A 25,951-nucleotide genomic window follows, 5' to 3' on the forward strand; every position below is an offset into this window, starting at 1 on the left:
AGTCCACCTCCCCGCGCAGGTTCGCCCGCAATGTCCGTTCGAGTTCCCCGGGTGACGTCACCGCCCCACCCTCCCACCGGCTGAACCCGTCTCATCGGGTGGACGCGCCTCCGAGGCGTGGACCAGGACCGGATACGCTCCGCTCGTGGCCGAGATCCAGATTCCCGCTGACATCAAGCCCGCCGACGGACGCTTCGGCGCGGGCCCCTCCAAGGTGCGGACCGAGGCGCTGGACGCCCTCGCCGCCACCGGTACCTCCCTGCTCGGAACCTCGCACCGCCAGGCCCCGGTCAAGAACCTGGTCGGCTCGGTGCGCCAGGGCATCCGGGACCTCTTCTCGCTGCCCGAGGGCTACGAGGTGATCCTGGGCAACGGCGGCTCCACCGCCTTCTGGGACATCGCGACCGCCGGGCTCATCGAGCGGAAGTCCCAGCACCTGACGTTCGGCGAGTTCTCCTCCAAGTTCGCCAAGGCCGCGAAGCTCGCGCCGTGGCTGGACGAGCCCTCCGTGATCTCCTCTGAGCCGGGTACGCACCCGGAGCCGGTGGCCGAGGCGGGCGTGGACGTGTACGCGTACACCCACAACGAGACCTCGACGGGTGTCGCGGCGCCGATCCGGCGCGTCGCGGGCGCCGACGCGGGTTCGCTCGTCCTGGTGGACGCGACCTCGGGTGCGGGCGGTCTGCCGGTGGACATCACCGAGACCGACGTCTACTACTTCGCCCCGCAGAAGTCGTTCGCCTCGGAGGGCGGCCTGTGGCTGGCCGCGTTCTCCCCGGCGGCCCTGGAGCGCGCCGCCCGCGTGCACGCGTCGGGCCGGCACATCCCGGAGTTCTTCTCGCTGCCGACGGCGATCGACAACTCGCTGAAGAACCAGACGTACAACACCCCGGCGCTGTCCACCCTCTTCCTGCTGAACCAGCAGCTGGAGTGGATGAACAGCCAGGGCGGCCTGGAGTTCACGACCGGCCGTACGGCTGCCAGCGCGCGCACCCTGTACGGCTGGGCGGAGGCGTCGAAGTACGCGACCCCGTTCGTCGTGGACGCCGACAAGCGCTCCGCCGTCATCGGCACGATCGACTTCTCGGACGACGTCGACGCGGCCGCGGTCGCCAAGGTGCTGCGCGCCAACGGCATCGTGGACACCGAGCCGTACCGCAAGCTCGGCCGCAACCAGCTCCGTATCGCGATGTTCCCGGCGATCGACCCGGCGGACGTGCAGGCGCTGACCGCGTGCGTCGACTACGTGATCGAGAAGCTCTAGCACTCATACGCGAGGCCCCCGGTGACTCGAAGTCGCCGGGGGCCTAGTGCTGTGACCGGCAAGGTTCACCGTGCAGCGACTCCTACGTCTCGTCGACGGTAGGCAGGCAATTCGGCCGCCGCGCAAGCGCCGTATCGCTGACCTGGGCATAGGACCGCCGAGGATCAGCTCATTGCCTTCTCGATGGCCTCGAAGATGTCGGCGTCGGTCTCCTGCTGCCAGGACGGGAGGTCGGGCCAGTCGGCCACGTAGCCCGGCTTCGGGTCCTCGAAGTGCTTGAACATCTGGGCCGTCCAGCACGTCGCGACGAAGCGGCTCTTCTGCTCGCGGGACAGCCTCGACGTGTGGCCGCCGCTGATCTCGATGAACTGCCGAACCTGGTCGTAGACCGAACCGGCGGCCTCGCGCTCCCACTGCGGGGTGTCCTCCCACGGGGTCACGTAGCCGGCCTTCGGCTCACCGGGGAAGTGCTGCCGCACTCCCGCGATCCAGGTTTCCCGGAACAGTCGTGCACCTTCGGTCTGCGACATGCCTACCCCTCTCGTCACGGCGTGCTCAGCATGGCGATCTCCGCCCCCAGCTCCGCTACGCGGTGGTCGCGGCTCAAGGGACCGAACTCGTCGCACAGGGCTCGGAGTCTACGGGCGACGTACCCGGACCCGGAGGATCGGGCCAGTTCGATGGCTTCCCTGCCATACTCCACGACCTGTTCGGCGTCCCGCCGCTTCGCACCGATGGCGGCCAGGTCGGTGAGCACTGCTCCGCGTCGCCGGTACGACTGCCCGAACGCCAGGGCTGTCTGCTCCAGGGCATCCCGCAAGGCGTTCTCCGCCAGGTCGAGACGGCCGAGTTGTACGTAGCGCGATCCCCGCTCCTCGGCCAGACGCGCGCCGTCGAAACGGAGCCATCCACCGTTGACGCTGTCCATGGTGAGGTCGCGAACAGCCTCCGCCCGGTCCATCGCACGCTCGCACGCGTCCAGGTCACCGAGACCGGCGTATGCCTCGGCTTGGACGGAAGCGACCCAATGTCGAGTCGAGAGGCTGCTGTCCCCTCGGTCGGCCAGTCGCTCGGCCGCGCCGAGCATCTGCGCGGCCTGACAGTAGCGCTGCTCGGACATGTCCACGTAGGCATGACGGACGAGCGCGCATGCCCACAGGTCGTACGCCTCGGCGTCCTTACTGACCGACGCAGCGAGCGAGTACGAGGCGGCCGCGTCGGAGTACCGATTGCCGTCGAAGGCCACCTCTCCGGCCAGCTGAAAGAGGTCGGCCGCCGCGCTCAGCAGGGGCCGCGCACTGCCACGGTTGCTCGCCAGCGTCCCGTTCAGCGTCGTCAGCTGGTCCCGGACGACGGGATAGACAGAACCCTTGGAACGGGCGAGCTGGTAGACCTGCCAGAGGTGTCTGTTCATGCGCGCGAAGTCGGCAGGCACTCCCCGACGGACGCCCTCGGTCAGGGCCTCGGCCTCCTCGACCGGCAGGGCGGTCAAGGCCCCGCTGACAGTCAGTATGCGGAGGAATTCGCGGCGGATCATTTCGTCAGGGTCTCCCGCGCTCGGGGGGTCACTGGACTGGTGCCCGGCAGTCTCCTGGCCTGCGGCTCGTGGCAGCTTCAGGAGGACGTCCAGCTCCTGGAGGCTGACTTCGAGGGCGGCGGCCAAGCCCCGTCGCTGGGGCGGCTGAGGAGCGACTTTGCCGCTTTCCCAGCGTCCGACCGTTGTGCGGTCCACACCGAGTAACTCGGCCAACTTCTCCTGACTGTAGCCCAGGGCCCTGCGTCGTTCCGCCAGTCCCATGGCACCCCCTTCCCGCGGTTTGGGCCCCTTCGGTACCCGTGCACGGACCTGCGTCAAGACTGCCGCATGGATGCCGTGGAGACCTCCGACTCCTGGCACTTTCCTGGATGTTGCCCCGGACGAGCAGCGGGATTCACAGAGGAGTTCGGTCATGACGACGAGAGACGAGGCTCTGGCGCGCGAGCCGGACGGTAATGCGCGGATGCAGGGCCTGGGCGCTGAGCAGAGGATCCTCATGACGCTCAGGGTCTCCCGTGACTCCGGCCGGACTTGGGGCCAGCTGACAGAAGTACGGGAAGACGAGAATCCGGTGATCCTCGACAATCCCGGTGGCTTTCCGCCCTGCACGTGCCCGCGCTGCACGGACCACTCCCCGCGCTCCGGAGCCTCCTCTCGGACGGAGTCGTGATGCGGTGCACGCACTGGCGCCGGGTGCCCCTGGACCTGGCGCGGGAAGCGCGGGAGAGGTCGGCCGCGGAGTGCGTCGACAGGGCTGTGCAGTGCCAGTTGTCCACACACGACGACGGTGAGCACTACGGCCTCCTCGACGACCTCGGGGAATACGGGACCGCGCTGTGGCTCCGCTGGCATGGGAGAACCGAGGCAGAGCTGGTCGGGCGGGCGGACTGCCCGGTGGTCGCCCCCGGGCCCGACGGTGAGGGCTGCTGTCTGTTCGCCGGCCACGCCGAACAGCACACCTGGGAAGACGCCCTGGAGGAGGCCTCGTGCACCAGCTGATCATGAGCCCACGCAACCGCACGTTCCTCGTCGCCCGCCCCGACTCGCATGGCGGAATGCAGACCCGGCGCCCACACCCTCGCCCTCCTCGCAACGAGAGCTGCGGGGACTGTGGCGGCAGCGGCGCCGACTCGTCCGGCAAGAGCTGCGGCACCTGCAACGGGCTCGGCGAAATCTACTGCCGCGCCGGCGGTCAGGGCGTACGCCTGCCGTCACGTTCTATGACCTGGAAGGAAGGCCACTGATGGCCCACGCTCTGATCGCCTCCCCGTTCCTCGACGGGCACCTGCTCCTCAAGCCCGGAGCGAGGGCCGGTGCCCGCATCCCCGCCGACCGCTACGACGGCCTGCGGCAGGCCGCCGCCGACGGCGAGACTCTGCCCACCTGGGCGGTGCGGACCGCCGCCGATGTCTGGGGCATCGACCTGAGTGGCCGACCCGCGCAGGGCACTGTGCTGGTGCGCGAGCCGTCCCCGTACGGCTACTGCCGCGCCTCCTGGGAGATCAACCTCGGCTGCAACTTCGGCTGCAAGCACTGCTACCTCGGCGAGCGCCCCTTCTCCGGGCTCGGCTGGGAGGACAAGGTGCGGCTGCTGGACATCATGCGCGAGGCCGGTGTCCTCTGGCTCCAGATCACCGGCGGCGAGCCCACCATGGACCCGGACTTCCAGGGCGCCTACCGGTATGCCTGGCAGGCCGGGATGATGCTCACCATCTCCACCAACGGCTCGCTGCTCTGGCGGCCGGACCTCCTCAAGCTCTTCCGGGACTGCCCGCCCTATCGGCTGGTCGTCAGCATGTACGGGGCGAGCGAGGAGTCCTTCGACACGCTCACCCAGCGCCGTGGCGCGTGGAAGGCGTTTCGGCGCGGCATGGACGCCGCACGCGAGGCGGGCCTGCCTCTGCGCATCAACGTCGTGGTGACGGAGGACAACTCCTCCGAGGCGGACGAGATGGCCGCCCTCGCCGGTGAGTGGAACGTCGAGAACCACGCCTACACGAACATGACGCCCACGATCTACGGCGGCGGCGAGCCGCTGCTTGCTCAGTCCGCCGCCCATCTGCGGCAGCGCAAGCCGTTCGCCGGCTGCAACGCGGGACACACCTTCTTCCACGCCGACCCCCACGCCAAGGTGTCGATCTGCAAGGTCGGCCGGGACGACCAGATCGACCTCATGGCCGAAGGCATCGACGGCCTCACCCGGCTCGGCGCCATCGCCGACCGCCTCATGCTTCGCACCGGAGGGTGCGAAGGCTGCGCCCTTTCCGGCACCTGCCGGGTCTGCCGCCCCCTGGCCAAGCACTACCAGGAAGCCAAGGCGCCGCTGCACAGCTACTGCCAACACGGCGACAAGGAGAACGCATCATGACCCCGCCCGTACCGGTGACCCTTCTTCCCGGCCCGCCGACTTCGACGCGCCGTGCGGCGCCGCCCGTGGCCGCCCTCTCGGTGACCGCCGTCCTGGACTTGGACGACGTCGTGGAGAGCGCGGAGTGCTCCTGCGACGCCGGTGACGACAACCCCCACTGACCGGCAGATCCGGTCGGTTCCGTTCAGGCCCTGGCGCGTTCGCGTCGGGGCCTGAGCCTTGACCGGCCGACCGTTAGGGTGCCGCTCATGTTCTTCCGCTGGGACTGGCTCCGGCCCGTACTGACCGCGCCGATCGTGCCGACTCTCGGCCCCGTCCACCCCCACGCGCTCACCGTCGACCTCTTCGAAGACACCCTGCGAGCGGCCGTCACTGACCGGTCTTTCCTCCACTACGACAAGGACCGGCGCTGGAGCAACGAGAAGGACGAGACGGTCCTCCGCGGCGACGTGGTGCACCAGCCCGAACACACCCTCATCCCCACCCTGAACCGGCGCGGACGTGGCACCGTCAAGGTCTTCGCCTACGGGCACCGCAACAGCGTCGTGGATGAAGCAGCCGAACTGGCCGCGAAGCTCGCCGCCGTGCACGACGCGGTCAACGCCCGGGTCGTGCGCCCGCTCGGCCCCGAGACCGACTCCCCGCGCGGCACCCGCATCCAGCTCCAGGACTTCACCACCCGCCCCTGCCCCGACCCCGGCGGCCCGGTCCGCCCCCTCACCGACTGGCCGGCCGCCGTGCAGGAGACCTTCGCTCCGTACGCCGAGGCCATGGCGGGCGATGGCCTGGCCTTCCTCCACACCCAAATGCAGGCCGGCCGGTGCGGCCCGGTCCTCGCCGCCTCCGTCGAGGACTACATCGTGGGCGCGATCGGCCCCATGGAAGTACGCCCCGACGCGATCGGATGCCCCCAGCTCATGCCCCAGTACTTCGCCGTCCTGCCCGAGGCGCGAGGGCAGGGCCTGGGCCGTGTCCTGTGGCGGGCCGCGATGCACTGGGGCCAGTCCCACGGCGCCGCCTACCAGCTCCTCCAGACCGAGGTCGGCGGCCCCTCCGACAGGCTGTGCCAGTCCGAAGGACTGACCTCCCTCGGCTTCAGCCACACCACACGGGCGTAGCAAAGGACTCCTTCCCCACCGACAAGATCTACGGGGACACCCAAAGCAAGGCGGAGCTCCACCTGATCACCTGCGGCGGCAACCTGACCCCGGACCGGCACTGGGATGCCAACGTCGTCGTGTTCGCCCACCTCACGGGCAAGGCGTAGTCCCGTACGCGATACCTTCATAGCTCCGGGGTCAGGACTCCGGCAGGCGATGTGGAGGCAGCGGCGTGAGCGTGCGAGTGACGGCGGCACAGGGCGGCGTGGACCCCTTCGGCACGGCCAGGCTGCGGCGCGGGGTGCTCGACGCCTGGGGCGCGGGCCCGGCCCGTTTCCGCGAGGACGCCAACGCCGAGGAGGACCTGGCGCTCGGCGGTTACCGGGACCGGCTCGTGGTCGAGCTGGCGCAGAACGCCGCCGACGCCGCCGCCCGCGCCGGGGTACCGGGGCGGATGCGGCTCACCCTGCACCCCGGCGAGGGCGGGCACGCGGTGCTGGCCGTCGCCAACACCGGTGCTCCGCTGGACGCCACGGGCGTGGAGTCGCTGAGCACCCTGCGCGCCTCGGCCAAGCGGGAACCCGCGACCGGGCCGGGCCGGGCGGCCGGCGCAGGCGCGGACTCGGGCGCTGGCTCGGGCGCCGACGCCGGGGCCGGGGCAACGGCCGGCGCCGGGGAGACCGTCGGGCGGTTCGGTGTCGGGTTCGCGGCCGTCCTCGCCGTGACCGACGAACCGGCGGTACTGGGCCGCCACGGCGGGGTCCGCTGGTCCCTCGCCGAGGCCCGCGAACTCGCCCGGGACGCCGCCAACGGCAGCCCCGGCCTCGGCGACGAGCTGCGCCGCCGGGACGGCCACGTCCCGCTGCTGCGGCTCCCGCTGCCCGCCGAGGGCACCGCGCCCGAGGGCTACGACACGGTCGTGGTCCTCCCGCTGCGCGACGCCGCCGCCGAGGACCTGGTGGAGCGGCTGCTGGCCGGCATCGACGACGCGCTGCTCCTCACCCTGCCCGGGCTGCGCGAGGTCATCGTGGACACCCCCGCAGTCGGCACGCGGACCCTGCACCGGCGCGTCGAAGGCCCGTACACCGTCATCGAGGACTCCCTCTCCGGCACCCACCGCTGGCGCACCGTCCGCCACAGCGGCCCCATCGAGCGCGCCCTGCTCGCCGACCGCCCGGTCGAGGAGCGGCTGCGCCCGACGTGGACGGTCTCCTGGGCGGTCCCGGTCGACGGCGAGGGCGCGCCCCTGTATCCGGCCACCGCGCCCGTGGTGCACGCGCCGACCCCGACGGACGAGCCGCTGGGCATCCCCGCGCTGCTCATCGCGAGCCTCCCGCTGGACACCGCCCGCCGGCACCCCGCGCCGGGCCCGCTGACCGACTTCCTCGTGGAGCGCGCGGCCGACGCCTACGCCGAACTGCTGGCCGCCTGGGATCCGGTGAGCACCGCGCTCGTGGACCTCGTACCCGGCCCGCTCGGCAAGGGGGAGCTGGACGGGGCCCTGCGCGGCGCCGTGCTCCGGCGGCTCCCCCGTACGGCCTTCCTCGCGCCCGCCGCCCCGCCCGAGCACGCCGAGGAGCGGGCCGCCCTGCGCCCCTTCGAGGCCGAGGTGGTGGAGGGCGCGGGCGCCGACACCGTACGGGTCCTCGCGGAGGTGCTGCCGACCCTGCTCCCGGCCGGTCTGGAGCGGCGGCCCGAGCTGCGCACCCTGGGCGTGGGCCGGCTCCCGCTGGGTGACGCCATCGAGCGGATCGCCGGTATCGAACGCACCCCCGAGTGGTGGCACCGGCTCTACGACAGCCTGGCCGGGGTGGACCCGGACCGGCTGTCCGGGCTGCCCGTGCCGCTCGCCGACGGGCGCACCGCCATCGGGCCCCGGCACATCCTGCTGCCCGGCGCGGACACGCCCGCGGCTTCGAGTACGCGCCTGGCCCGGCTGGGGCTGAAGGTGGCCCACGCGGACGCGGCGCACCCGCTGCTGGAGAAGCTCGGCGCCCTCCCGGCCACGCCGCGCGCGGTGCTGACGACCCCGCAGGTGCGGGCCGCGGTCGCCGCCTCGCTGGACGCCGGGGAGATCTGGGACGAGGACGCGGACGCCCTCGACGCCGACGAGCTCGCTGAGCTGGTGCTGGCCCTGGTCCGCGACGCGGGCCTGGCCCCCGGCGACGAGCCCTGGCTGGGCGCGCTGGCCCTCCCGGACGAGGACGGCGAGCTGACCCCGGCGGGTGAACTCCTGCTGCCCGGCTCGCCGTTGGCCTCGGTGATCCGCGAGGACGAGATCCCGTACCTCGACGCCGAGCTCGCCTCCCGGTGGGACACGGACACGCTCACCGCCGTCGGAGTGCTGGCCGAGTTCCAGCTGGTCCGCGCCACCGACCTGGTCCTCGACCCGGACGAACTGGAGCCGCGCGAAGGGGACTTCGCCGAGCCGGACGACGCGGGTCTGCTGGACGCGGTGGACGTGTGGTGCGAGGACCTGCTGGACCAGCTCCCGGAGACGCCCGTCCCGCCGGTGGCCACGGAGCTGATCGCCGTCCGCGATCTGGACCTGGTCGACGACGACTGCTGGCCGCGGGCGCTGGCCATGCTCGCGCAGCCCCCGCTGCGCGACGCGCTGACCCAGCCCGTGCGGATCCTGCTCCCGGACGGCACCACCCAGTCGGTCCGCCCGTACACCGCCTGGTGGCTGCGCGACCACCCGGTACTCGACGGCCGCCGCCCGGCCGGCCTGCGCTCGGCGGGCGGTGACCCGCTGCTGGAGGGCCTCTACACCTCGGCGGACGCCACCGGCTTCGAGGACGAGCAGGTCCTGCGGGCCCTGGGCGTACGCACCTCCGTGGCGGCCCTGCTCGACGAACCCGGCGGCGCGGCCGAGCTCCTGGGCCGCCTCGCCGACCCGGAGCGCGAGGTCGGCGACCGCCAACTGCACGCCCTGTACGGGGCGCTGTCGTACCTGGACCCCGAGCAGGTCACCCTCCCGGACGAGCTGCGGGTGGTGGTGGACGGCGAGGTACGCGTGGTGGACGCGGCCGACGCGGTCATCGCGGACGCCCCGGACCTGCTGCCGCTGACGGCGGGCCTCGCGCTGCTCCCGGTCTCCCCGACCCGGGCCGCCGATCTGGCGGAGCTGCTCCAGGTGCGGCGGCTCTCGGAGACGGTCCCGGCGGAGGTCACGACCCCGGGCGAGGAGCACGACGTACCGGAGTCGGTGCGGGTCCTGCTCGGTGCGGCGACCCCGGCCACGTACCTCGAACACGAGGAGCTGATCGCGGGCGGCGTCGAGCTGGACTGGCGCCGCACCCCGGACGGCACCCTGCACGCGGCCACTCTGGAGGGCGTGGCGGCGGGCCTGGCCTGGGCGGCGGGCCAGTGGCCGCGCCGCTTCGAGGTGGCCGCCCTCCTGGAGGACCCCTCGCGCACGGCGGAACTGGCCCGCGACCGCTGGTTCGACTGACCCGCCGGTTCGACTGACCCGCCGGTTCGGGACCGCTCAGGGAGCCGCGGCCGGGGTGAGGAGCGCGTCCGCGACGGCCGTTCGGGCGTAGAGCACCGAGCGGCCGTTGCGGTGCGCCGTGACCAGGCCGGCGTTGCGCAGGGCCGTGAGGTGCTGGGACACGCCGGCGGCGGACAGTCCGCAGCCGCGGGCGAGCTGCGTGGTCGAGGCCGGGACGTCGAGTTCGGCCAGCAGCTGGGCGCGCGAGCGGCCGAGGACCGCGGCGACCGCGTCGGCGGCGCCACCGGCCGTCCGGGGCTCCCACAGGGTGCCGATCCCCCGTGCCGGATACGCCAGTTGCGGCGGTTCGGGCGCCACCGCACGGGTCAGCACGCGGGGCCAGGCGAAGGCCGAGGGCACCAGCAGCAGCCCGGAGCCGGCCTGGTCCCGGGTCAGCTTGCACTGCCTGTGGACCAGGCGCAGGGTCCCCGTGTCCCAGCTGACGGAGTCGTGGAGCTCGTTCAGTACGTGGGCGGAGCCGTGCTCGGCGACCTGCCGGGCGCGGTGGAACACGTCGGCCTCCAGCAGCTGCCGGATGCGGGGCCAGTAGGGTGCGAGCGCGAGTTCCCAGTACGTCTCGATCTCGGCGGTCACCTTCTCCAGCACTGCCTCGGGGTCCTCGTGGAGCAGTCGGCGCCGTTGCGAGGGACCGGACTTGAGGCACAGCGTGTCGAGGTCCGCCCGGACCTGCCGCGGGCTGCTGCGGCGGATGGCGTCGAGCTCGGCGGAGAATGCGGGGAAGGGCCCGGCCGGGGTCGGGTTGAGGAAGTCCGCGAGGTAGCCGTCGCCCGGGATCAGCGCGGCCAGCCAGCCCCGCTCCAGGCCCGCGCGCAGCAGCCGGGGCCGTACCTGCGCGGCCCAACGGCGGTGCAGCGGGGGCTCGGTGGCGCCCCTCAGCAGCCGGAAGCTGGTGACGACCTCCCACATCGGGGAGACGGCGAACCTGGTCTGCGCCAGATCCGCCGCGGAGAAACTCAGTCCCGGCTCCATGCCCGTACCCCACCCCGTCGATCCATTGGATTCGGTCTGAGCTTAATCAATTCGGGGTCGGGGGTGTGCGGGCGCAGGCTCCTCGCATGCCCTCCACCTTCCGCGGACTCCCGCCCACCGTATGGACCCTCTTCGCCGGCACGATCGTCAACCGGCTCGGCCATCTCGTCACCCCGTTCCTGGTGTTCCTGCTGGCCGACCGGGGTGTGACCGGCGCCGAGACCTCGTACGTCCTCGGCGCGCTGGGGGCGGGCAATCTGCTCGGCCCGGCGCTCGGCGGGGTGCTCGCCGACCGGATCGGCCGCCGCCCGACGATGCTGATCGGCCTCCTCGGCGCGGCGGCGGCGCAGGGCGCGCTGTTCCTCGCGCCCGGGCTGTGGACGATGGCGGCGGCCGCGCTGCTGATCAGCGCCGCCTCGGCGACGGTCGGCCCCGCCGCGTACGCCCTGATGGCCGACTCCGTGGACCCGGAGCGGCGGCAGCGCGCGTACGCCCTGTTCGGCTGGGGCGTCAACATCGGTACGGCCGTGGCCGGCGTGCTCGGCGGCTTCCTCGCCGCGCACGGCTACTGGCTGCTCTTCGCGGTCGACGCCGGGACCCTGCTGGTCTACGCGACGGTGGTGGCGACCCGGCTGCGCGAGCCGCTGCGCACTCCCGGCGCGGGGGCCTCCGCGGGGGACGACGGCAAGGCCGCCGCCGGTCTGGGCTACGGGGTCGTCTTCCGGGACCGGCTGCTGCTCGCGCTCCTGCCGCTCTTCGGCGTCCAGCTGTTCGTGTACTCGCTGACCGAGGTCGCGCTGCCGCTGGCCGTGCGCGACAGCGGGCTCTCGCCCGCCGTGTACGGGGCGATGGCGGCGGTCAACGCCGTCCTGGTGGTGGCGCTCCAGCCCGTGGTGACGGCCCGGCTCGCCCGGCTGCCGCAACTGCCGGTGCAGGCGGCGGGCAGCGCGCTGATCGCCCTCGGCGTGGCGCTGACGGGCCTCGCGGACTCGGTCGCCGGGTACGCGGCGTCGGTGGTCGTCTGGTCGCTCGGCGAGGTGGTGGTGGCCGGCATCGCGGCCTCGGTGGTCGCCAGCCTCGCCCCGGCCGCCGCGCGCGGCCGCTACCAGGGCGCCTTCGGCTGGACCTGGGGCGTCGCCCGGTTCGCCGCCCTCACCCTGGGCGTCACCCTGTACACCGGGCTCGGTGCGGCGGCCCTGTGGTGGATCGCCCTGGGCGCCGGCCTCGCCACGGCGGCGGCGACCCTGGCGCTGCGCGGCCGGGTGGCGGCCCGCACGGCCCACGACCTCGCGGCGTAGGGCCTCGGGGAGGCCCGGGCGGGCCTCAGGCGGGGAACTTCCGGGCCACCCACCGGAAGGTGACCTCGATCAGGAACGCGGCGGCCGCCGCGACGGCGACCGCCGTCCACGGCATGGTCGTACCGACCAGCTTCAGCTCGAAGAACCTCTGCAGCCACGGCACCACGAGCACGATCAGGAACGCCAGCCCCATCGCCCCGACCAGCCCGACCCGCCACCACGTGTACGGGCGGGCGATGATCACCAGGACCCACATCGTGGTCAGGAACAGCGTCAGCGTCGCCGCGCTCGTCTCGGCCTGGAGGGCGCCCTCGCCCGTGTAGTGGTGGCGGGCCAGCAGGTACGTCACGAAGGTGGCCACGGCCGCGATCACGCCGCCGGGGATCGCGTACCGCATCACCCGCTTCACGAAGTGCGGCCTCGCGCGTTCCTTGTTCGGGGCCAGGGCCAGGAAGAACGCCGGGACGCCGATGGTCAGCGTGGACAGCAGCGTCAGATGGCGCGGCAGGAAGGGGTACTCCACCTGCGAGCACACCACCAGGATCGCCAGCAGCACCGAGTACACCGTCTTCACGAGGAAGAGGGTGGCCACGCGGGTGATGTTGCCGATGACCCGGCGCCCCTCGGCGACCACCGAGGGCAGGGTGGAGAAGCTGTTGTTCAGGAGGACGATCTGGGCCACGGCCCGGGTCGCCTCGGAGCCGGAGCCCATCGACACGCCGATGTCGGCGTCCTTGAGGGCCAGTACGTCGTTGACGCCGTCGCCCGTCATCGCCACGGTGTGGCCCCTGGACTGGAGCGCCCCGACCATGTCCCGCTTCTGCTGCGGGGTGACCCGTCCGAAGACCGCGTTGCCGTCGAGGACCTGGGCCATCCCGTCGCGCTCCGCCGGCAGCTCGCGCGCGTCCACGGTGTTCTGCGCGCCCGGCAGGCCGAGCTTGCCGGCCACCGCGCCGACGGAGATCGCGTTGTCACCGGAGATGACCTTCGCCTTGACGTTCTGGTCCTCGAAGTAGCGCAGCGTCTCGGCCGCGTCGGGGCGCAGCCGCTGCTCCAGGACGACGAGCGCGGTCGGCCGGACCCCGGTGGCCACGGCCGCGTCGTCGAGTTCGCGCCCGGAGCGGGCGAGCAGCAGGACGCGCAGGCCCTGCTCGTTGAGGCCGTCGATCTCGTCGAGCGCCGGGTCCCCGGCCGGCAGGAGCACGTCGGGGGCGCCGAGCAGCCAGGTGGAGTTCTCGCCGTCGCCCTCGCTGAAGCTGGCGCCGCTGTACTTGCGGGCGGAGGAGAACGGCAGCGACTCGGTGCAGCGCCACTCCGCGCTGTCCGGGTAGGCGTCGACGATGGCCTGGAGGCTGGCGTTGGGGCGCGGGTCGGACTCGCCGAGCGCGCCGAGCACCTTCTTGACGTACGCCGCCTCCGCGCCGCCGAGGGGGCGCAGCTCGGTGACGTCCATGCCGCCCTCGGTGAGGGTGCCGGTCTTGTCGAGGCAGACCACGTCGACGCGGGCGAGGCCCTCGATGGCGGGCAGCTCCTGGACGAGGCACTGCTTGCGGCCGAGGCGGATGACGCCGATGGCGAAGGCGACGGAGGTGAGGAGGACCAGGCCCTCGGGGATCATCGGGACGATGCCGCCGACGGTGCGGGCGATGGAGTCCTTGAGGTTGCTGTCCTTGACGACGAGCTGGCTGATGATCAGGCCGATCGAGGTCGGGATCATCATCCAGGTGACGTACTTGAGGATGGTGGAGATGCCGGAGCGCAGTTCGGAGTGGACGAGCGTGAAGCGGGAGGCCTCTTCCGCCAGCTGGGCGGCGTAGGCCTCGCGGCCGACCTTGGTGGCGGTGAAGGCGCCGCCGCCGGCGACCACGAAGGAGCCGGACATGACCGGGTCGCCGGGCTTCTTCAGGACCGGGTCGGCCTCGCCGGTGAGCAGGGACTCGTCGATCTCCAGGCCGTCGGCCTCGCCGACGGCTCCGTCGACGACGACCTTGTCGCCGGGGCCGAGTTCGAGGACGTCGCCGAGGACGATCTCGGAGGTGGAGATCTCGGCGGTCCTGCCGTCGCGGCGGACGCTGGGCTTGACCTCGCCGATGACGGCCAGGCTGTCCAGGGTCTTCTTGGCGCGCATCTCCTGGATGATGCCGATGCCCGTGTTGGCGATGATCACGAAGCCGAAGAGGCTGTCCTGGATCGGCGCGACGATCAGCATGACCACCCAGAGGACGCCGATGATGGCGTTGAACCGGGTGAAGACGTTCGCGCGCACGATGTCGGTGGTGGAGCGGCTGCTGCGGACGGGGACGTCGTTGACGGCACCGCGCGCTACGCGTTCGGCGACCTCGGCGGTGGTCAGGCCGCCGGGCTTGCACCGGGGTGCGGGCGGCTGGACGGGGTGGACCGGGTCGAGCTCGGCCCCCGCGTCGATGGCGGCGGCGGCCCGCTCCGGCCCGTCCTGGTCGGTGTCTGCCCGCTGCGTCATGTTTTCGACGTTAAGCGCGGTTCGAACGCTTCACCCGCCGAGCGTTCCAGCCCCGCCGGCGTTTGAGTTCCAGCCCCCGGCGTTTGTGTTCCAGCCCCGCCGGCGTTTGAGGCGCGGGGTCTGGGGCGGAGCCCCAGGACACGGACCCGCACCCGCCCGGGTGGCTACGCCTCGCCGGCCGGCGGTGCCGCCTGCTGAGCCTGCGCAGCAACATGGCGCTTGAGGGCGGTGTCGCGGCCCCGGACGTACCAGATGCCGATCAGGCCGAGGAAGCCGCCGGCCGCGCAGGTCCAGACCCACCACAGCATGTCCCGGTCGGCGAACCACCCGTAGAAGGGGAGCTGGACGAGGAAGAGGGCGAACCAGATGATCGTGCCGCCGGTGACGGTCGCGACGATCGGCCCCTCCAGGGGCTCGGGCGCCTCGTGCTTCGGTGTCCATTTCGCCATGCCCTCAAGTCTAGGTGGGCGCGGCCGGGGTCTACGCGCGGAGATGGACGGCCTTTCGTTCATGTGTTCATACTGAAACGGTTTCGGCTTGGCCCATTTTCTTCGTATGAATCACCCAATGAGGACGTTGAGGACCGTATGACCACGTCGGCCCCCGCCCCCGTAGACGCCGCCCCCGCGGACGCCATCCCCGGCGGCCCTCGGGGCACGTCCGGCCTGGACCGCTACTTCAAGATCTCCGAGCGCGGCTCCACCGTGGCCCGCGAGGTCCGCGGCGGCCTGGCGACCTTCTTCGCGATGGCCTACATCATCGTGCTGAACCCGATCATCCTCGGCAGCGCGAAGGACATGTACGGGCACCAGCTCGACGGCGGCCAGCTCGTCACCGCCACCGTCCTGACGGCCGCCTTCACCACGCTCCTCATGGGCGTCATCGGAAACGTCCCGATCGCGCTGGCGGCGGGCCTCGGCGTCAACACGGTCGTCGCCCTCCAGCTCGCCCCGCGCATGAGCTGGCCGGACGCCATGGGCATGGTGGTCCTCGCCGGCTTCGTGGTGATGCTGCTGGTCGCCACGGGCCTGCGCGAGCGCGTCATGAACGCCGTCCCGCTGGGGCTGCGCAAGGGCATCGCGATCGGCATCGGCCTGTTCATCATGCTGATCGGACTGGTCGACTCCGGGTTCGTCACCCGCATCCCGGACGCCGCGCACACCACGGTCCCGCTCCAGCTCGGCACGGGCGGCCACCTGCTCGGCTGGCCGGTCCTGATCTTCGCCGCCGGCGTCCTGCTGACCCTGGCGCTGCTGATCCGTAAGACCCCGGGCGCGATCCTGATCTCCATCGTGGTCATGACCGCCGTCGCCGTCGTCGTCCAGCTGGTCGCCCCGCTGCCCGACTCGGGCTGGGGCCTGACCGTGCCCGAGTGGCCGGGGAACCCGGTGGCCGCGCCCGACTTCGGCCTCGTCGGCCAGGTCAGCCTCTTCGGCGGCTTCGAGAAGGTCGGGATGCTGACGGGCGTCCTGTTCGTCTTCACCGTGCTGCTGTCCTGCTTCTTCGACGCGATGGGCACCATCCTCGGCGTCGGCGACGAGGCCAAGCTGATCGACCGGAACGGCGACTTCCCCGGCATCAACAAGGTCCTGCTCGTCGACGGCCTGGCCGTCGCCTCGGGCGGCGCGACCTCGTCGTCGGCCACCACCTGCTTCGTGGAGTCCACGGCGGGCGTCGGCGAAGGCGCCCGTACGGGCCTGGCGAACGTGGTGACGGGCGGCCTCTTCGCCGTGGCGCTGTTCCTCACCCCGCTGGCCACCATGGTGCCCTCGCAGGCGGCCACCCCCGCGCTCGTGGCGGTCGGCTTCCTGATCCTGGCCGGCTCGGTCAAGGACATCGACTGGAGCGACTTCACCATCGCCGTCCCGGCCTTCCTGGCGATGGTGATGATGCCCTTCACGTACTCGATCACCAACGGCATCGGCATCGGCTTCGTGAGCTTCAGCGCGCTGCGCCTGGCGACGGGCCGGGGCCGCGAGGTTCCGGCGGCCATGTACGTCGTGTCGGCGGTGTTCGTCTTCTTCTACGCGATGCCGGCACTCGGCCTCACGTAGGGCCCTTACGTAGGCCCTTACGTAAGGCCGTAGAACTTCTCCGTCTCGTCGACGGCGGCCTTGAACCGCTCGTCGAAGTCATCGCGAATGAGCGTCCGGACGACATAGTCCTGGACGCTCATTCCGCGTTTCGCGGCATGGTGCCGGAGCCGCTCCAGCAGCTCCCCGTCTATGCGCATGCTCAGCACATGTGTCCCCATGCCGAAAGGGTCGGGGCAGAGGGCGTGGACGCGTGTCGCTTTCCCGAACAGACTCACCCTTACGAGTGATGAGGGTCTCCCCCGGCTCCCGGCATTCCAATTTTCCTTAGCGAGAGTAATGAGTTACTCTAATGAACATGCGTGACCTTTCCCATGGCGACGACGCTGCCGCCGTGAACGATCTCCGCTCCGCCGTCATGCGGCTGGGCCGGCGCCTGAAGCACCAGCGCGTCGACGAATCGCTGAGCCCGACCGAGATGTCGGTGCTCGGCACCCTTGCCCGCTGCGGCCATGCCACCCCGGGTGAGCTGGCCCGACGGGAGCACGTGCAGCCGCCGTCGATGACGCGCATCGTCGCGCTGCTCGAAGCCAAGGGGCTGGTCACGCTGGAGCCGCACCCGGACGACCGCCGCCAGAAGGTGGTCCGCCAGACGGAGGAGGCCGAGGCGATGCTCGAAGAGAGCCGTCGCAAGCGCAATGCCTTCCTGGCCGGGCTCGCGGCCGGGCTGACCGAGGACGAATGGGCCAAGCTGCGCGCGGCCGCGCCCGTCCTGGAGAAGCTCGCGCACTTGTAACCGAGACGCCAGGAGGCGACCCTTTTGAGTACGGGAACCGGAGCAGACTCCGCACCCGACCACCTATCCACTTCCAAGCATTCGATGTTCAGCTCGCTGAGGATCCGGAACTACCGGCTCTTCGCGACGGGGCAAGCGGTCTCGAACACCGGCACCTGGATGCAGCGCATCGCCCAGGACTGGCTGGTGCTCTCCCTGACCGGCTCCGCCTCCGCGGTCGGCATCACGATCGCCCTGCAGTTCCTGCCGATGATGCTGTTCGGCCTCTACGGAGGCGTACTCGCCGACCGGCTGGCCAAGCGGCCGCTGTTGATCGGCACACAGACCGCGATGGGCCTCACCGGTGTCGCGCTCGCCGCGCTCACCCTGGCCGGACACGTCCAGGTCTGGCACGTCTACCTCGCCGCCTTCCTGCTCGGCCTCGTCACGGTCGTGGACAACCCGGCCCGGCAGACCTTCGTCTCCGAGATGGTCGGCCCGGCGCAGCTGGCCAACGCGGTCAGCCTGAATTCCGCCAACTTCCAGTCCGCGCGGCTGGTCGGCCCGGCGCTGGCCGGTGTCCTGATCACCGCCGTCGGCTCCGGCTGGGCCTTCCTGCTGAACGGCCTGTCGTTCGCCGCGCCCGTCGCGGGCCTGCTGCTGATGCGGACGCGTGATCTGCACCCGGTGGAACCGCAGCCGCGCGCGAAGGGGCAGCTGCGCGAGGGGCTGCGCTACGTGGCCGGGCGCCCGGAGCTGATCTGGCCGATCGTGCTGGTCGGCTTCATCGGGACGTTCGGGTTCAACTTCCCGATCTGGCTGTCGGCGTTCGTGAGCGACGTCTTCCACGGGGACGCGGGGACGTACGGGCTCTTCAACACCCTGATCGCGGCGGGCTCGTTGGCGGGCGCGCTGCTGGCCGCCCGGCGCGGCCACTCCCGCCTGCGGCTGCTGGTCGCGGCGGCGGTGCTGTTCTCCGCGCTGGTGCTGGTGACGGCCTTCGCGCCGGGCTTCTGGCTGTTCGCGGCGCTGCTGGTGCCGATCGGGATGTTCGGGCTGACGGTGAACGTGACGGCCAACTCCAGCGTGCAGATGGCGACCGACCCCGAGATGCGGGGCCGGGTCATGGCGCTGTTCATGATGGTGTTCACCGGGGGCACCCCGGTGGGCGCCCCGCTGGTGGGCTGGATCACGGACACCTACGGCGCGCGCGTGGGCATGGCGGCGGGCGGCCTGGTCTCCCTGGCCGCGGCCCTGACGATCGCGCTGATCCTCTCCCGCGTCGGCAACCTCCGCCTGCGCGTCTCCCGCCACAACGGCCTGACCCTGGTCCCCCGCCGCGACCTGGTAACGGCCGCCTGACCCTGCGGGCCGCTGCTGGGGCTCCGCCCCAGACCCCGCGCCTCAAACGCCGGCGAGGCTGGAATTTGGCGACGGCATCGGCCAAATCCAGCCCCGCCGGCGTTTGAGGCGCGGGTCCGGGCGGAGCCCGGTGCCCGGCGGAGCCGGGTTCTCCCCCAGGGGCTCCGGCGAGGGTGGAATCAGGTGCCGGCCGCTAGGGTCGGAGGATGAGACTCTTCGCCGCCGTGGTGCCCCCGCCGGAGGCCGTGGCCGAGCTGCGTGAGGCCGTGCGGGCGCTGCCCGCGGACCCCCGGCTGCGCCGGACCACGGAAGCGGCCTGGCACTTCACGCTCGCCTTCATGGGCGAGGTACAGGACGAGGTGCTCCCGGACCTGCACGCCCGCCTCGCCCGCGCCGCAGCCCGCACCGCACCGTTCCCGCTCCGCCTGCACGGCGTCGGCCACTTCGGCGACCGCACCCTCTGGGTCGGCGCCGCCGGGGACCTCGACACGATGCGCATGCTCGCGGAGCGGGCCGACGCCGCCGCACGCCGGGCCGGGGTGCCCATGGAGCAGCACCGCCGGTACACCCCGCACGTCACCCTGGGCCGGTCCCGCGAAGGCATCCCGCTGCGGCCCTACCTCGACGCCCTCGCGGACTTCGAGGGCACCGCCTGGCAGGCCGACACTCTGTGCCTCGTGCGCAGCAACCTGCCGGTCAGCGGGATCCCCGGCGAGCAGCCCCGCTACGAGACCGTCGGGGCCTGGCCGCTGGAAGGCCAAGACTGAGCCGCGTACGACCGCGAGGCGGCCCGCCCTTGTGGGCGGGCCGCCTCGCGCGGTGTCGGGGGGGGCGGTCGGCGGGTTCGGTCAGCGCTTACCAGCCGCCGGTGCCGATCTCCTGGCGGGCGCCCAGGGCGGTGCCGGTGCCCGGGTAGACGAAGAGCTTGCCGGTCGCGTCCTCGACCGCTACGAGGTCGTCCGCCGCGTTCGCGTTCAGCAGGGCGCCGCCGATCAGGTCGGACATGCCGTTCCAGCCGCCCGAACCGATCTCCTTACGCACACCCAGGGAACCGGGGGTGGAGGCGGGATACACGAACAGCTTGCCGGTGGACTCCTCCACCCCGACCAGGTCCTCGGCGCCGTCGTTGTCGAAGTCCATCCCGGTCAGGTTGGACATACCGTTCCAGCCCCCGGAACCGATCTCCTGACGCACATTCAGGCCGGTGCCGTTGCCCGGGTACAGGTAGAGCTTGCCGGTGGACTTCTCCACCCCCACGAGGTCGGCGAACCCGTCCTGGTTCAGGTTGAGCCCGGTCAGGTCGGACATGCCGTTCCAGCCACCCGAACCGATCTCCACACGAGAACCGCCACCCGTGAGAGTCGAGTTGTTGGCACCCTTGTACAGCCACAGCTTTCCGGTGGACTCCTCCACCGCCACGATGTCGTCCTTGCCGTCACCGGTGAAATCACCGCCCGACAGGTTGGACATCCCGTTCCAGCCACCCGAACCGATCTCCACACGGGAACCACCGGTCGCGATGGTGCCCGTGCTGGTGCCCCTGTACAGCCACAGCTTGCCGGTCGAAACCTCCACCGCCACGACGTCCATGACACCGTCACCGCTCAGGTCGGCGGACGCAAGATCAGTCATACCGACATCGACCGGCTCGGGAGGCGTGGTGGGCCCGTCGTCGACGATGTTCGTGTACCGGACCGGGTAGAAGGGGCCGTAGCCCGAGAAGTACGGGTAGTCGTAGAGGCGGTAGTGCACTCCGCTCGGAGTGAAGTCGAAGCCGTAGTACTGGCTGTGCTCGGCGTTGGCCCACTTCTCGAAGAGGACGATGTGGCCGCCCGCACCCGAGTCGTTGTCCAGGAGGGCGTCACCGGCCTTCAGGTCCGCCTTGCCGATGGACTCGACGAGGCCGCGGGACTCGTAGGTGTCGGTGGTCGGCGAGGTGCCGAGATCCCAGGCCATCGAGACGTAGCCGGAGCAGTCGGTGCGGTAACCGCCGTAAGTGGCCGAGCCGTTGTAGACCAGGCCGATGTTGACCCACGTCCTGGCCCGGTCGATCACTTCGCTGCGGGTGATCGTCGCGGTGGTGGAGGAGGACGCCGAAGCACTGAAGTTCCCGTCGAACCCCATCTCCGGGCCCTGTCCCGTGCTGCCGTAGTCCGGGTTGTCGGTCGTGGTCGCGGCGACGACGGCGGGGGCGGCGGCTGCCGCCTCCATCGTGCCGACCATGCCGGCGGCGACGGCGCCGGCCAGGAGGGTGGCGACGGCAGTACGGCGCACATTCCGGGTATTCAGGGCATTTCGTGCGGATCGAGACATGGCAGTACTCCGGTTCTGGCTAGTGGGGTCGCAGAGAGCGTGCTGCTCGACCGGCGGCAGAGGCGTACGGTGCGGTGCGGTGCGGTGCGGTACGGGAGGACAGCTGCCCTGCAGGTGCAGCGGTCCGGACCCTGTGTCCTGTGCCGGGGCGGCTCGCGTCCCGGTGACAGGCACTAGATTCGCCGCCGTCCGAACCGGGCGGAAGGGGAACCGGCTGGCCCCAACAGGCCATGGACGGACCAGTCCAGGGCACACGGCAGGCCCAACGGCAGGCCCAACGGCAGGCCCAACGGCAGGCCAAGACGAAAGCCGCCCGGCGGGATCACATGTGGTGATCCGGCCGGGCGGCTCGGGTGCTTGGGGGGCTTGGGGGGCTTGGGGGCGAGGCCTACGCGTGCGCGGGCAGCCAGCCCTGCTGGACCGCGCGGACGCCGGCCTCGAAGCGGCTGCGGGCGCCCAGCCGGTCCATCAGCTCGTTGGCGATGCGCCGCGCCGTACGCGAGGACACCCCCAGACGCTTGGCGATCGCATCGTCCGTGTGCCCCTCCGCCAGCAGCCGGACCGCCGCCGACTGCTGCGCGGTCAGCCCGTGCGGGCCCAGTACCGCCACCTCCGCCAGCGGCTGCGCCGAAGCCCACGTCGACTCGAAGAGCGCGCACAGGGCGACGAGCGTCCCGTGCCCGGTGAGGACGACCGCCCCGGCGGAGGAGTCGTCACTCACCGGGATCAGCGCCGTCCGGCGATCCACGATGAGCATCCGGGTGGGCAGCGACGGCGCCGTACGCACCTGCCCGCCCAGCTCCGCAAGCCAGTTGGCGTGCTCGACGGACGGACGGTTGTTACGGACGCTGTCCAGGTAGACGGTGCGCATCCGCACCCCGCGCTCCAGCAACTGCCGGTTGAGCGGGCGGGAGGCGGCGAGGGCCGACGCGCTGAGCGTGGCGTCCGGGGAGAACGCGAGCAGTTCCTCCCGCGTCTCCCGGGTCAGCGTGACCAGCCGGTCGCGGACCGCGTCGAGGCCGATGAGCTGCTCCACACCGGGATGGCTGGCGGAGGGCCGCAGTTCCGAGTATTCGGAGATCAGCCGGGCGGCGGCCGCTCGCGAGGCTTCCAACCGCTGCTGCCGGGCGGCGAGTTCGGCCTGCCCGCGGGCCATGAGGATCTCCATGCCGATGTCCGGTGAGACCGCGCGCAGCCGGCCGCTGTCCTCGGCGGACGGCTGGACCAGGGCCAGTTCGCTGAGCATGTCCAGGGCCTCGCGCACGTCGTCCTGCGTGGACCCCACCGCGGCGGCGAGCGCCGCGACCCCCGACGTGGGCGCCATGAGCATGGCGCGGTAGACGGCCTCGGCTCTGGCGTCGAGCCCGAGTTCGGTCAACATGTGGTCCCCCAACCTCAGTGTCTGACTGTCGCGCTGATCATCTCAGAGGGGTGCGCGAGCTGGACAGATGTGGCCACGTCCGGAAGCGTCCAGCGCCGTTGGCGGTCGGGCAGGGCCGACACGGGCGACCGTAGAGGGCATGTACCTCGTTCACGCCCGGCTGTGCACGATTCCCCCGGCCTTGGTCCCCGACGACCTGCGCGAGGCTGCCCGTGCGGGGCTGGCGGTGCGGGACCGGGTCGAGCACCTGGCCGTACACCCGCAGTCCGCACACCACTTCACCCTCGGCTTCTACCTGCTGTCGGACTCCCTGGAGGAGGCCGAGCAGCGGGCGGAAGCCATCTGCCTGCGCCTTCTGGGGGCGCGCGTGCTGCCGCCGGCGCGGCTGCTGGGCGTGGGCGTACCTCTGATGCCGGTGTGGCTGACCTGAGCTGACCTGACCTGACCTGACCTGAGCGGCGGCCGGCCGGTGTGTGTCCGCATCCGTCCAGGGACGGTTTGGGCCAGCCGCAGGCCCTTCTGCGGTGGCGCGGGCCCGGCTTAGCTGTGTCTCACCGGAAAGGGACGGCGCCACCGCGGGGCGCAGGACCGGCCGGGACCACCACAGCCGCTTGCCCGAAGGGAACCGGACACCATGAGCATCACCCGCATCGCCCAGGCCGCCGCGGTCGCCGCCCTCGCCCTCGCCCTCGCCACCCCGGCCGTGGCCTGCGCCGCCACCCTCCCGTCGCCCTCGGAGTCCCCGGTCGTCTCGACGACGGACGACATGAGCTGGCAGTAGGCCGCCGCAGCCGCCGCACCGGAAGGCCGCCGGGGCCCGGCGGCGTGACCCGTGCCACGGCACAGCCCCCGCGTCCGGAATGCGGGGGCTGCCGCGTTAACCTCGAACGGTGGATCCGAAGACCAGAAACCGTGTCATGGCCGGTGTGCTCGTGCTGATGTTCGCCGTCGTCGCCGTGGCGGCCGCCCTGGGCCAGTAGACGGGCGCCGCCGGATCACCAGGCGAAGGCCTCCGGGGACGGCCCCGGCCCGGGGAAGATCTCGTCCAGCCCGGCCAGCACCTCCTCGCTCAGCTCCAGCTCCAGCGCGCGCAGGGCACTGTCCAGCTGCTCGGCGGTGCGCGGGCCGACGATGGGGCCCGTCACTCCCGGCCGGGTGAGCAGCCAGGCCAGCGCCGTCTCGCCGGGCTCCAGGCCGTGCTTGTCGAGCAGGTCCTCGTACGCCTGTACCTGGGCCCGTACGGAGGAGTTGGCCAGCGCGTCCGCCGACCGTCCGGAGGCGCGGCGGCCGCCCTCGACCTCCTTCTTGATGACCCCGCCCAGCAGGCCGCCGTGCAGCGGGGACCAGGGGATGACCCCGAGGCCGTAGTCCTGGGCCGCCGGGATGACCTCCATCTCCGCGCGGCGCTCGGCGAGGTTGTAGAGGCACTGCTCGCTGACCAGGCCGACCATCCCGCGTCGGGCGGCCGCCTCGTTGGCCTGGGCGATCTTGTAGCCGGGGAAGTTCGAGGATCCTACGTACAGGATCTTCCCCTGCTGGATCAGTACGTCCACGGCCTGCCAGATCTCCTCGAAGGGGGTCCGGCGGTCGACGTGGTGGAACTGGTAGACGTCGATGTAGTCGGTCTGGAGCCGCGTGAGGCTCGCCTCGACGGCCCGGCGGATGTTCAGCGCCGAGAGCCGGTCCTCGTTGGGCCACGTCTCGCCCTCGCGGGACATGGAGCCGTAGACCTTCGTGGCCAGGACCGTCTTCTCGCGCCGGCCGCCGCCCCGGCCGAACCAGCTGCCGATGATCTCCTCGGTACGCCCCTTGTTCTCACCCCACCCATAGACGTTGGCCGTGTCCACGAAGTTCAGACCCGCGTCGAGCGCGGCATCCAGGATCGCGTGGCTGGTGGATTCGTCTGTCTGAGGACCGAAGTTCATCGTGCCGAGAACGAGTCGGCTGACCTTGAGTCCCGTGCGTCCGAGCTGCGTGTACTTCATGACCCCCAAGCCAACTGCTTAGAGTCCGCTCCAGGCAAGGGCACCCCGCGAACCCACTGATTTATGCGACAACGCGCGCGGCGAGCTCGCGTACCGCGTTGGCGACGGCTCGGGAGTCCTTGCGCAGGATCTTGGAGTGGTTGCTCGCGACCTTCGCGCTGACGCGGATGTTCGGGTTGCGGGCGAGCACCGGGTCGAGGTTGGCGCGTATCTGTTCCATCAGCTTCGGGTCGCCGCCCAGGTTGCCGCCGGTGGCGAGGACGTACCGGGCCGGTACGGTCAGACGGTCGAAGACCGGGTTGAGGGCGGCGGGCGCGCAGAGCTCGTTGACCTCGATGTTGATCTCGGCGTGTTGCGCGGCGCTCATCCGCGCGGCCAGGCCGAGCGGGCGGGCGATCGGGAACAGCGGGCTCAGCCGGCGGAACAGCTTGCGGATCTGTTCCTTGTTGGCCTCGTCGAGCCACTCGTGCGGCAGGGCGCCGTCCACCGACACCGCCCCCAGGACGCGGTCCGGATTCCGGGCGGCCCAGTGCATGGCGAGCATGGCGCCGTAGGACCAGCCCACCAGGATCGGCCGGTCCACGCCCCTGGCGGTGAGGACGGCGTCGAGGTCGCGGAGGCACGCCTCGAACGAGTAGTCCGTGGCGCGCTTCGATTTGCCGCGGGCGCGCTCGTCGTAGGTGATGTGCCGGTAGTCGCCGCCGAGTTCGGTGATGACGCGCCGCCAGTGCGACTGGTCGGCGTACGAGCCATTGAGGTAGACCACGGGACGGCCGGGCCCGCCGGTGTCGGTCACGGCCAGTGCGGTGTCATCGATCGACACCATGCCGGTCCAGGCGGACTGCTTGACGGTCATGGTTTGCCTTTCAGAGGCTGCGGGCGGCGATGTCGCCGTGGGCGGTGGTCGCGTGGATGTTCAGGGCGGCGGCGCCTTCGGTGTTCTTGAGGGCGTTGTGGATCCGGCCGTAGGAGGTGCCGGCGTCCAGGGAGGCGGAGACTCCGCGGGCGGCGCCGACCGAGATATCGCCGTACTCGGTGCGCAGCGTGACCGTGCCGCGCACGGCCTCGGCGATGCGGAGGTCGCCCTTCTGGGTGCTGATCTCGGCGGGGCCGCCCAGGCGGCCGACCGAGATGTCGCCGGCGAGGAGGGTGAGTCGGGCGCTCGCGGCCTCGTCGAGCTTGACCGAGCCCTGCGCGCCCTCGAAGGCGACGTCGCCGAGCCGTCCGACGCCCCGGAGCTCGGCGCCGGCCGCCTTCGCCTCGATGCGGGAGCCGGCGGGCAGCTGGATGGTCACCTCGATGGATCCGGAAGCGCCGAGGATCCGGTTCGCCGCCGGTGCCTCGATCCGCAGGACGCCGTCGCCGTAGGCGACCGTGGTCTGCTCCGCCGCCTTCACGTCGCGGCCCTTCGAGGCGTCCGCGGGCAGGACCTCGACCGTGGTGTCGGCCCGGTCGGCGGCGATGAACCGGATGCGTCCCGCGGGGATGTCGAGGACGGCGGAGACCGGGGCGGGGGTGTCGAACTTCTGCATCGTTCTGTCCTTCGGCTCGTTGTTTCTGACAACGCAAACGC

24 protein-coding genes are annotated in these 25,951 nt (G+C 71.7%); 13 read left to right on the forward strand and 11 right to left on the reverse strand.

The window, feature by feature from the left end:
* Positions 1–145: 145 nt before the first annotated feature.
* Entirely contained in the window at positions 146–1,264 is a 1,119-nt protein-coding gene (serC, locus tag MTF65_RS25120) for a phosphoserine transaminase (protein ID WP_243631215.1), read from the forward strand.
* A gap of 164 nt (positions 1,265–1,428) precedes the next feature.
* On the opposite strand, the gene MTF65_RS25125 is transcribed toward serC, so the two are convergent.
* Positions 1,429–1,794, reverse strand: coding sequence for a hypothetical protein (locus tag MTF65_RS25125; protein WP_243631216.1), 366 nt, complete (start codon positions 1,792–1,794; stop codon positions 1,429–1,431).
* Positions 1,795–1,808: 14 nt separating this feature from the next.
* Positions 1,809–3,062 (reverse strand): helix-turn-helix transcriptional regulator, encoded by a 1,254-nt coding sequence (locus MTF65_RS25130; protein ID WP_243631217.1) that lies wholly within the window; start codon positions 3,060–3,062, stop codon positions 1,809–1,811.
* 408 nt (positions 3,063–3,470) lie between these two features.
* Between MTF65_RS25130 and MTF65_RS25135 the strand changes: the two genes are divergently transcribed.
* The 5 genes from MTF65_RS25135 to MTF65_RS25155 all read left to right on the forward strand — a co-directional run bounded on the left by MTF65_RS25135 (position 3,471) and on the right by MTF65_RS25155 (position 9,723).
* Complete coding sequence (locus MTF65_RS25135; protein ID WP_243631218.1) at positions 3,471–3,800, forward strand: hypothetical protein; 330 nt, start codon at positions 3,471–3,473, stop codon at positions 3,798–3,800.
* 244 nt (positions 3,801–4,044) lie between these two features.
* The gene (locus tag MTF65_RS25140) at positions 4,045–5,169 is read left to right on the forward strand and encodes a radical SAM protein (protein ID WP_243631219.1); all 1,125 of its coding nucleotides are present in this window, start codon (positions 4,045–4,047) and stop codon (positions 5,167–5,169) included.
* The gene (locus MTF65_RS25145; RefSeq protein ID WP_243631220.1) at positions 5,166–5,330 is read left to right on the forward strand and encodes a hypothetical protein; all 165 of its coding nucleotides are present in this window, start codon (positions 5,166–5,168) and stop codon (positions 5,328–5,330) included. Before MTF65_RS25140 ends, MTF65_RS25145 begins: the two co-directional genes overlap by 4 nt.
* A gap of 87 nt (positions 5,331–5,417) precedes the next feature.
* A complete protein-coding gene (locus MTF65_RS25150; RefSeq protein ID WP_243631221.1) occupies positions 5,418–6,287 on the forward strand; it encodes a GNAT family N-acetyltransferase in 870 nt (289 codons plus the stop codon).
* A gap of 214 nt (positions 6,288–6,501) precedes the next feature.
* Positions 6,502–9,723, forward strand: coding sequence for a molecular chaperone Hsp90 (locus tag MTF65_RS25155; protein ID WP_243631222.1), 3,222 nt, complete (start codon positions 6,502–6,504; stop codon positions 9,721–9,723).
* Positions 9,724–9,759: 36 nt separating this feature from the next.
* On the opposite strand, the gene MTF65_RS25160 is transcribed toward MTF65_RS25155, so the two are convergent.
* Entirely contained in the window at positions 9,760–10,752 is a 993-nt protein-coding gene (locus MTF65_RS25160) for a DUF5937 family protein (RefSeq protein WP_243631223.1), read from the reverse strand.
* An 86-nt stretch (positions 10,753–10,838) separates the two neighbouring features.
* Between MTF65_RS25160 and MTF65_RS25165 the strand changes: the two genes are divergently transcribed.
* Positions 10,839–12,050 (forward strand): MFS transporter, encoded by a 1,212-nt coding sequence (locus MTF65_RS25165; RefSeq protein ID WP_243631224.1) that lies wholly within the window; start codon positions 10,839–10,841, stop codon positions 12,048–12,050.
* Between the two features lie 25 nt (positions 12,051–12,075).
* Here MTF65_RS25165 and MTF65_RS25170 read toward each other — a convergent pair whose 3' ends face one another.
* Positions 12,076–14,529: an HAD-IC family P-type ATPase gene (locus MTF65_RS25170; protein WP_243631225.1), complete on the reverse strand. Its 2,454-nt coding sequence runs from the start codon at positions 14,527–14,529 to the stop codon at positions 12,076–12,078.
* A gap of 164 nt (positions 14,530–14,693) precedes the next feature.
* Positions 14,694–14,978: a DUF2530 domain-containing protein gene (locus MTF65_RS25175; protein ID WP_243631226.1), complete on the reverse strand. Its 285-nt coding sequence runs from the start codon at positions 14,976–14,978 to the stop codon at positions 14,694–14,696.
* A gap of 138 nt (positions 14,979–15,116) precedes the next feature.
* Between MTF65_RS25175 and MTF65_RS25180 the strand changes: the two genes are divergently transcribed.
* Complete coding sequence (locus tag MTF65_RS25180) at positions 15,117–16,583, forward strand: NCS2 family permease (RefSeq protein ID WP_243631227.1); 1,467 nt, start codon at positions 15,117–15,119, stop codon at positions 16,581–16,583.
* Positions 16,584–16,600: 17 nt separating this feature from the next.
* On the opposite strand, the gene MTF65_RS25185 is transcribed toward MTF65_RS25180, so the two are convergent.
* Entirely contained in the window at positions 16,601–16,783 is a 183-nt protein-coding gene (locus MTF65_RS25185; protein ID WP_007265601.1) for a hypothetical protein, read from the reverse strand.
* Between the two features lie 137 nt (positions 16,784–16,920).
* Between MTF65_RS25185 and MTF65_RS25190 the strand changes: the two genes are divergently transcribed.
* The 3 genes from MTF65_RS25190 (at position 16,921) to thpR (ending at position 19,466) form a co-directional block, all read left to right on the forward strand.
* Positions 16,921–17,358 carry a MarR family winged helix-turn-helix transcriptional regulator gene (locus MTF65_RS25190; protein ID WP_243631228.1) on the forward strand — a complete coding sequence of 146 codons (438 nt, stop codon included), beginning with the start codon at positions 16,921–16,923 and terminating at the stop codon, positions 17,356–17,358.
* A gap of 24 nt (positions 17,359–17,382) precedes the next feature.
* Complete coding sequence (locus MTF65_RS25195) at positions 17,383–18,699, forward strand: MFS transporter (RefSeq protein ID WP_308407226.1); 1,317 nt, start codon at positions 17,383–17,385, stop codon at positions 18,697–18,699.
* A gap of 206 nt (positions 18,700–18,905) precedes the next feature.
* Entirely contained in the window at positions 18,906–19,466 is a 561-nt protein-coding gene (gene thpR / locus MTF65_RS25200; RefSeq protein WP_243631230.1) for an RNA 2',3'-cyclic phosphodiesterase, read from the forward strand.
* Between the two features lie 88 nt (positions 19,467–19,554).
* On the opposite strand, the gene MTF65_RS30555 is transcribed toward thpR, so the two are convergent.
* Together MTF65_RS30555 and MTF65_RS25210 are read right to left on the reverse strand one after the other, a co-directional pair.
* On the reverse strand, positions 19,555–20,973 hold the full coding sequence (locus tag MTF65_RS30555) for a VCBS repeat-containing protein (protein WP_243631231.1): 1,419 nt from the start codon (positions 20,971–20,973) through the stop codon (positions 19,555–19,557).
* A gap of 427 nt (positions 20,974–21,400) precedes the next feature.
* A complete protein-coding gene (locus MTF65_RS25210) occupies positions 21,401–22,393 on the reverse strand; it encodes a LuxR family transcriptional regulator (RefSeq protein ID WP_243631232.1) in 993 nt (330 codons plus the stop codon).
* Positions 22,394–22,532: 139 nt separating this feature from the next.
* On the opposite strand from MTF65_RS25210, the gene MTF65_RS25215 reads away from it, so the two are divergent.
* Both MTF65_RS25215 and MTF65_RS25220 read left to right on the forward strand, forming a co-directional pair.
* Positions 22,533–22,823, forward strand: a complete 291-nt coding sequence (locus MTF65_RS25215) for a hypothetical protein (RefSeq protein WP_243631233.1) — start codon at positions 22,533–22,535, stop codon at positions 22,821–22,823.
* A 204-nt stretch (positions 22,824–23,027) separates the two neighbouring features.
* Complete coding sequence (locus tag MTF65_RS25220) at positions 23,028–23,174, forward strand: hypothetical protein (RefSeq protein WP_243631234.1); 147 nt, start codon at positions 23,028–23,030, stop codon at positions 23,172–23,174.
* Between the two features lie 214 nt (positions 23,175–23,388).
* Here the strand turns inward: MTF65_RS25220 and MTF65_RS25225 are convergent, their stop codons facing one another.
* The 3 genes from MTF65_RS25225 to MTF65_RS25235 all read right to left on the reverse strand — a co-directional run bounded on the left by MTF65_RS25225 (position 23,389) and on the right by MTF65_RS25235 (position 25,910).
* Complete coding sequence (locus tag MTF65_RS25225) at positions 23,389–24,378, reverse strand: aldo/keto reductase (RefSeq protein WP_243631235.1); 990 nt, start codon at positions 24,376–24,378, stop codon at positions 23,389–23,391.
* A gap of 61 nt (positions 24,379–24,439) precedes the next feature.
* The gene (locus MTF65_RS25230) at positions 24,440–25,234 is read right to left on the reverse strand and encodes an alpha/beta fold hydrolase (protein WP_243631236.1); all 795 of its coding nucleotides are present in this window, start codon (positions 25,232–25,234) and stop codon (positions 24,440–24,442) included.
* A 10-nt stretch (positions 25,235–25,244) separates the two neighbouring features.
* Positions 25,245–25,910, reverse strand: coding sequence for a DUF4097 family beta strand repeat-containing protein (locus MTF65_RS25235; RefSeq protein WP_243631237.1), 666 nt, complete (start codon positions 25,908–25,910; stop codon positions 25,245–25,247).
* Positions 25,911–25,951 lie beyond the last annotated feature (41 nt).

It is taken from the genome of Streptomyces sp. APSN-46.1 (assembly GCF_022815725.1).
GTDB lineage: Bacteria > Actinomycetota > Actinomycetes > Streptomycetales > Streptomycetaceae > Streptomyces.

What these genes read in the sequence shown, in the direction of transcription:
- MTF65_RS25225 (WP_243631235.1), bottom strand. Translation starts at nt 24,378, where the DNA reads ATGAAGTACACGCAGCTCGGACGCACGGGACTCAAGGTCAGCCGACTC.
- MTF65_RS25125 (WP_243631216.1), bottom strand. Translation starts at nt 1,794, where the DNA reads ATGTCGCAGACCGAAGGTGCACGACTGTTCCGGGAAACCTGGATCGCG.
- thpR (WP_243631230.1), top strand. Translation starts at nt 18,906, where the DNA reads ATGAGACTCTTCGCCGCCGTGGTGCCCCCGCCGGAGGCCGTGGCCGAG.
- MTF65_RS25140 (WP_243631219.1), top strand. Translation starts at nt 4,045, where the DNA reads ATGGCCCACGCTCTGATCGCCTCCCCGTTCCTCGACGGGCACCTGCTC.
- MTF65_RS25130 (WP_243631217.1), bottom strand. Translation starts at nt 3,062, where the DNA reads ATGGGACTGGCGGAACGACGCAGGGCCCTGGGCTACAGTCAGGAGAAG.
- MTF65_RS25215 (WP_243631233.1), top strand. Translation starts at nt 22,533, where the DNA reads ATGTACCTCGTTCACGCCCGGCTGTGCACGATTCCCCCGGCCTTGGTC.
- MTF65_RS25165 (WP_243631224.1), top strand. Translation starts at nt 10,839, where the DNA reads ATGCCCTCCACCTTCCGCGGACTCCCGCCCACCGTATGGACCCTCTTC.
- MTF65_RS25170 (WP_243631225.1), bottom strand. Translation starts at nt 14,529, where the DNA reads ATGACGCAGCGGGCAGACACCGACCAGGACGGGCCGGAGCGGGCCGCC.
- MTF65_RS25145 (WP_243631220.1), top strand. Translation starts at nt 5,166, where the DNA reads ATGACCCCGCCCGTACCGGTGACCCTTCTTCCCGGCCCGCCGACTTCG.
- MTF65_RS25210 (WP_243631232.1), bottom strand. Translation starts at nt 22,393, where the DNA reads ATGTTGACCGAACTCGGGCTCGACGCCAGAGCCGAGGCCGTCTACCGC.
- MTF65_RS25230 (WP_243631236.1), bottom strand. Translation starts at nt 25,234, where the DNA reads ATGACCGTCAAGCAGTCCGCCTGGACCGGCATGGTGTCGATCGATGAC.
- MTF65_RS25180 (WP_243631227.1), top strand. Translation starts at nt 15,117, where the DNA reads ATGACCACGTCGGCCCCCGCCCCCGTAGACGCCGCCCCCGCGGACGCC.
- MTF65_RS25135 (WP_243631218.1), top strand. Translation starts at nt 3,471, where the DNA reads ATGCGGTGCACGCACTGGCGCCGGGTGCCCCTGGACCTGGCGCGGGAA.
- MTF65_RS25160 (WP_243631223.1), bottom strand. Translation starts at nt 10,752, where the DNA reads ATGGAGCCGGGACTGAGTTTCTCCGCGGCGGATCTGGCGCAGACCAGG.
- MTF65_RS25235 (WP_243631237.1), bottom strand. Translation starts at nt 25,910, where the DNA reads ATGCAGAAGTTCGACACCCCCGCCCCGGTCTCCGCCGTCCTCGACATC.
- MTF65_RS25190 (WP_243631228.1), top strand. Translation starts at nt 16,921, where the DNA reads ATGCGTGACCTTTCCCATGGCGACGACGCTGCCGCCGTGAACGATCTC.
- MTF65_RS25175 (WP_243631226.1), bottom strand. Translation starts at nt 14,978, where the DNA reads ATGGCGAAATGGACACCGAAGCACGAGGCGCCCGAGCCCCTGGAGGGG.
- MTF65_RS25185 (WP_007265601.1), bottom strand. Translation starts at nt 16,783, where the DNA reads ATGGGGACACATGTGCTGAGCATGCGCATAGACGGGGAGCTGCTGGAG.
- MTF65_RS25150 (WP_243631221.1), top strand. Translation starts at nt 5,418, where the DNA reads ATGTTCTTCCGCTGGGACTGGCTCCGGCCCGTACTGACCGCGCCGATC.
- MTF65_RS25220 (WP_243631234.1), top strand. Translation starts at nt 23,028, where the DNA reads ATGAGCATCACCCGCATCGCCCAGGCCGCCGCGGTCGCCGCCCTCGCC.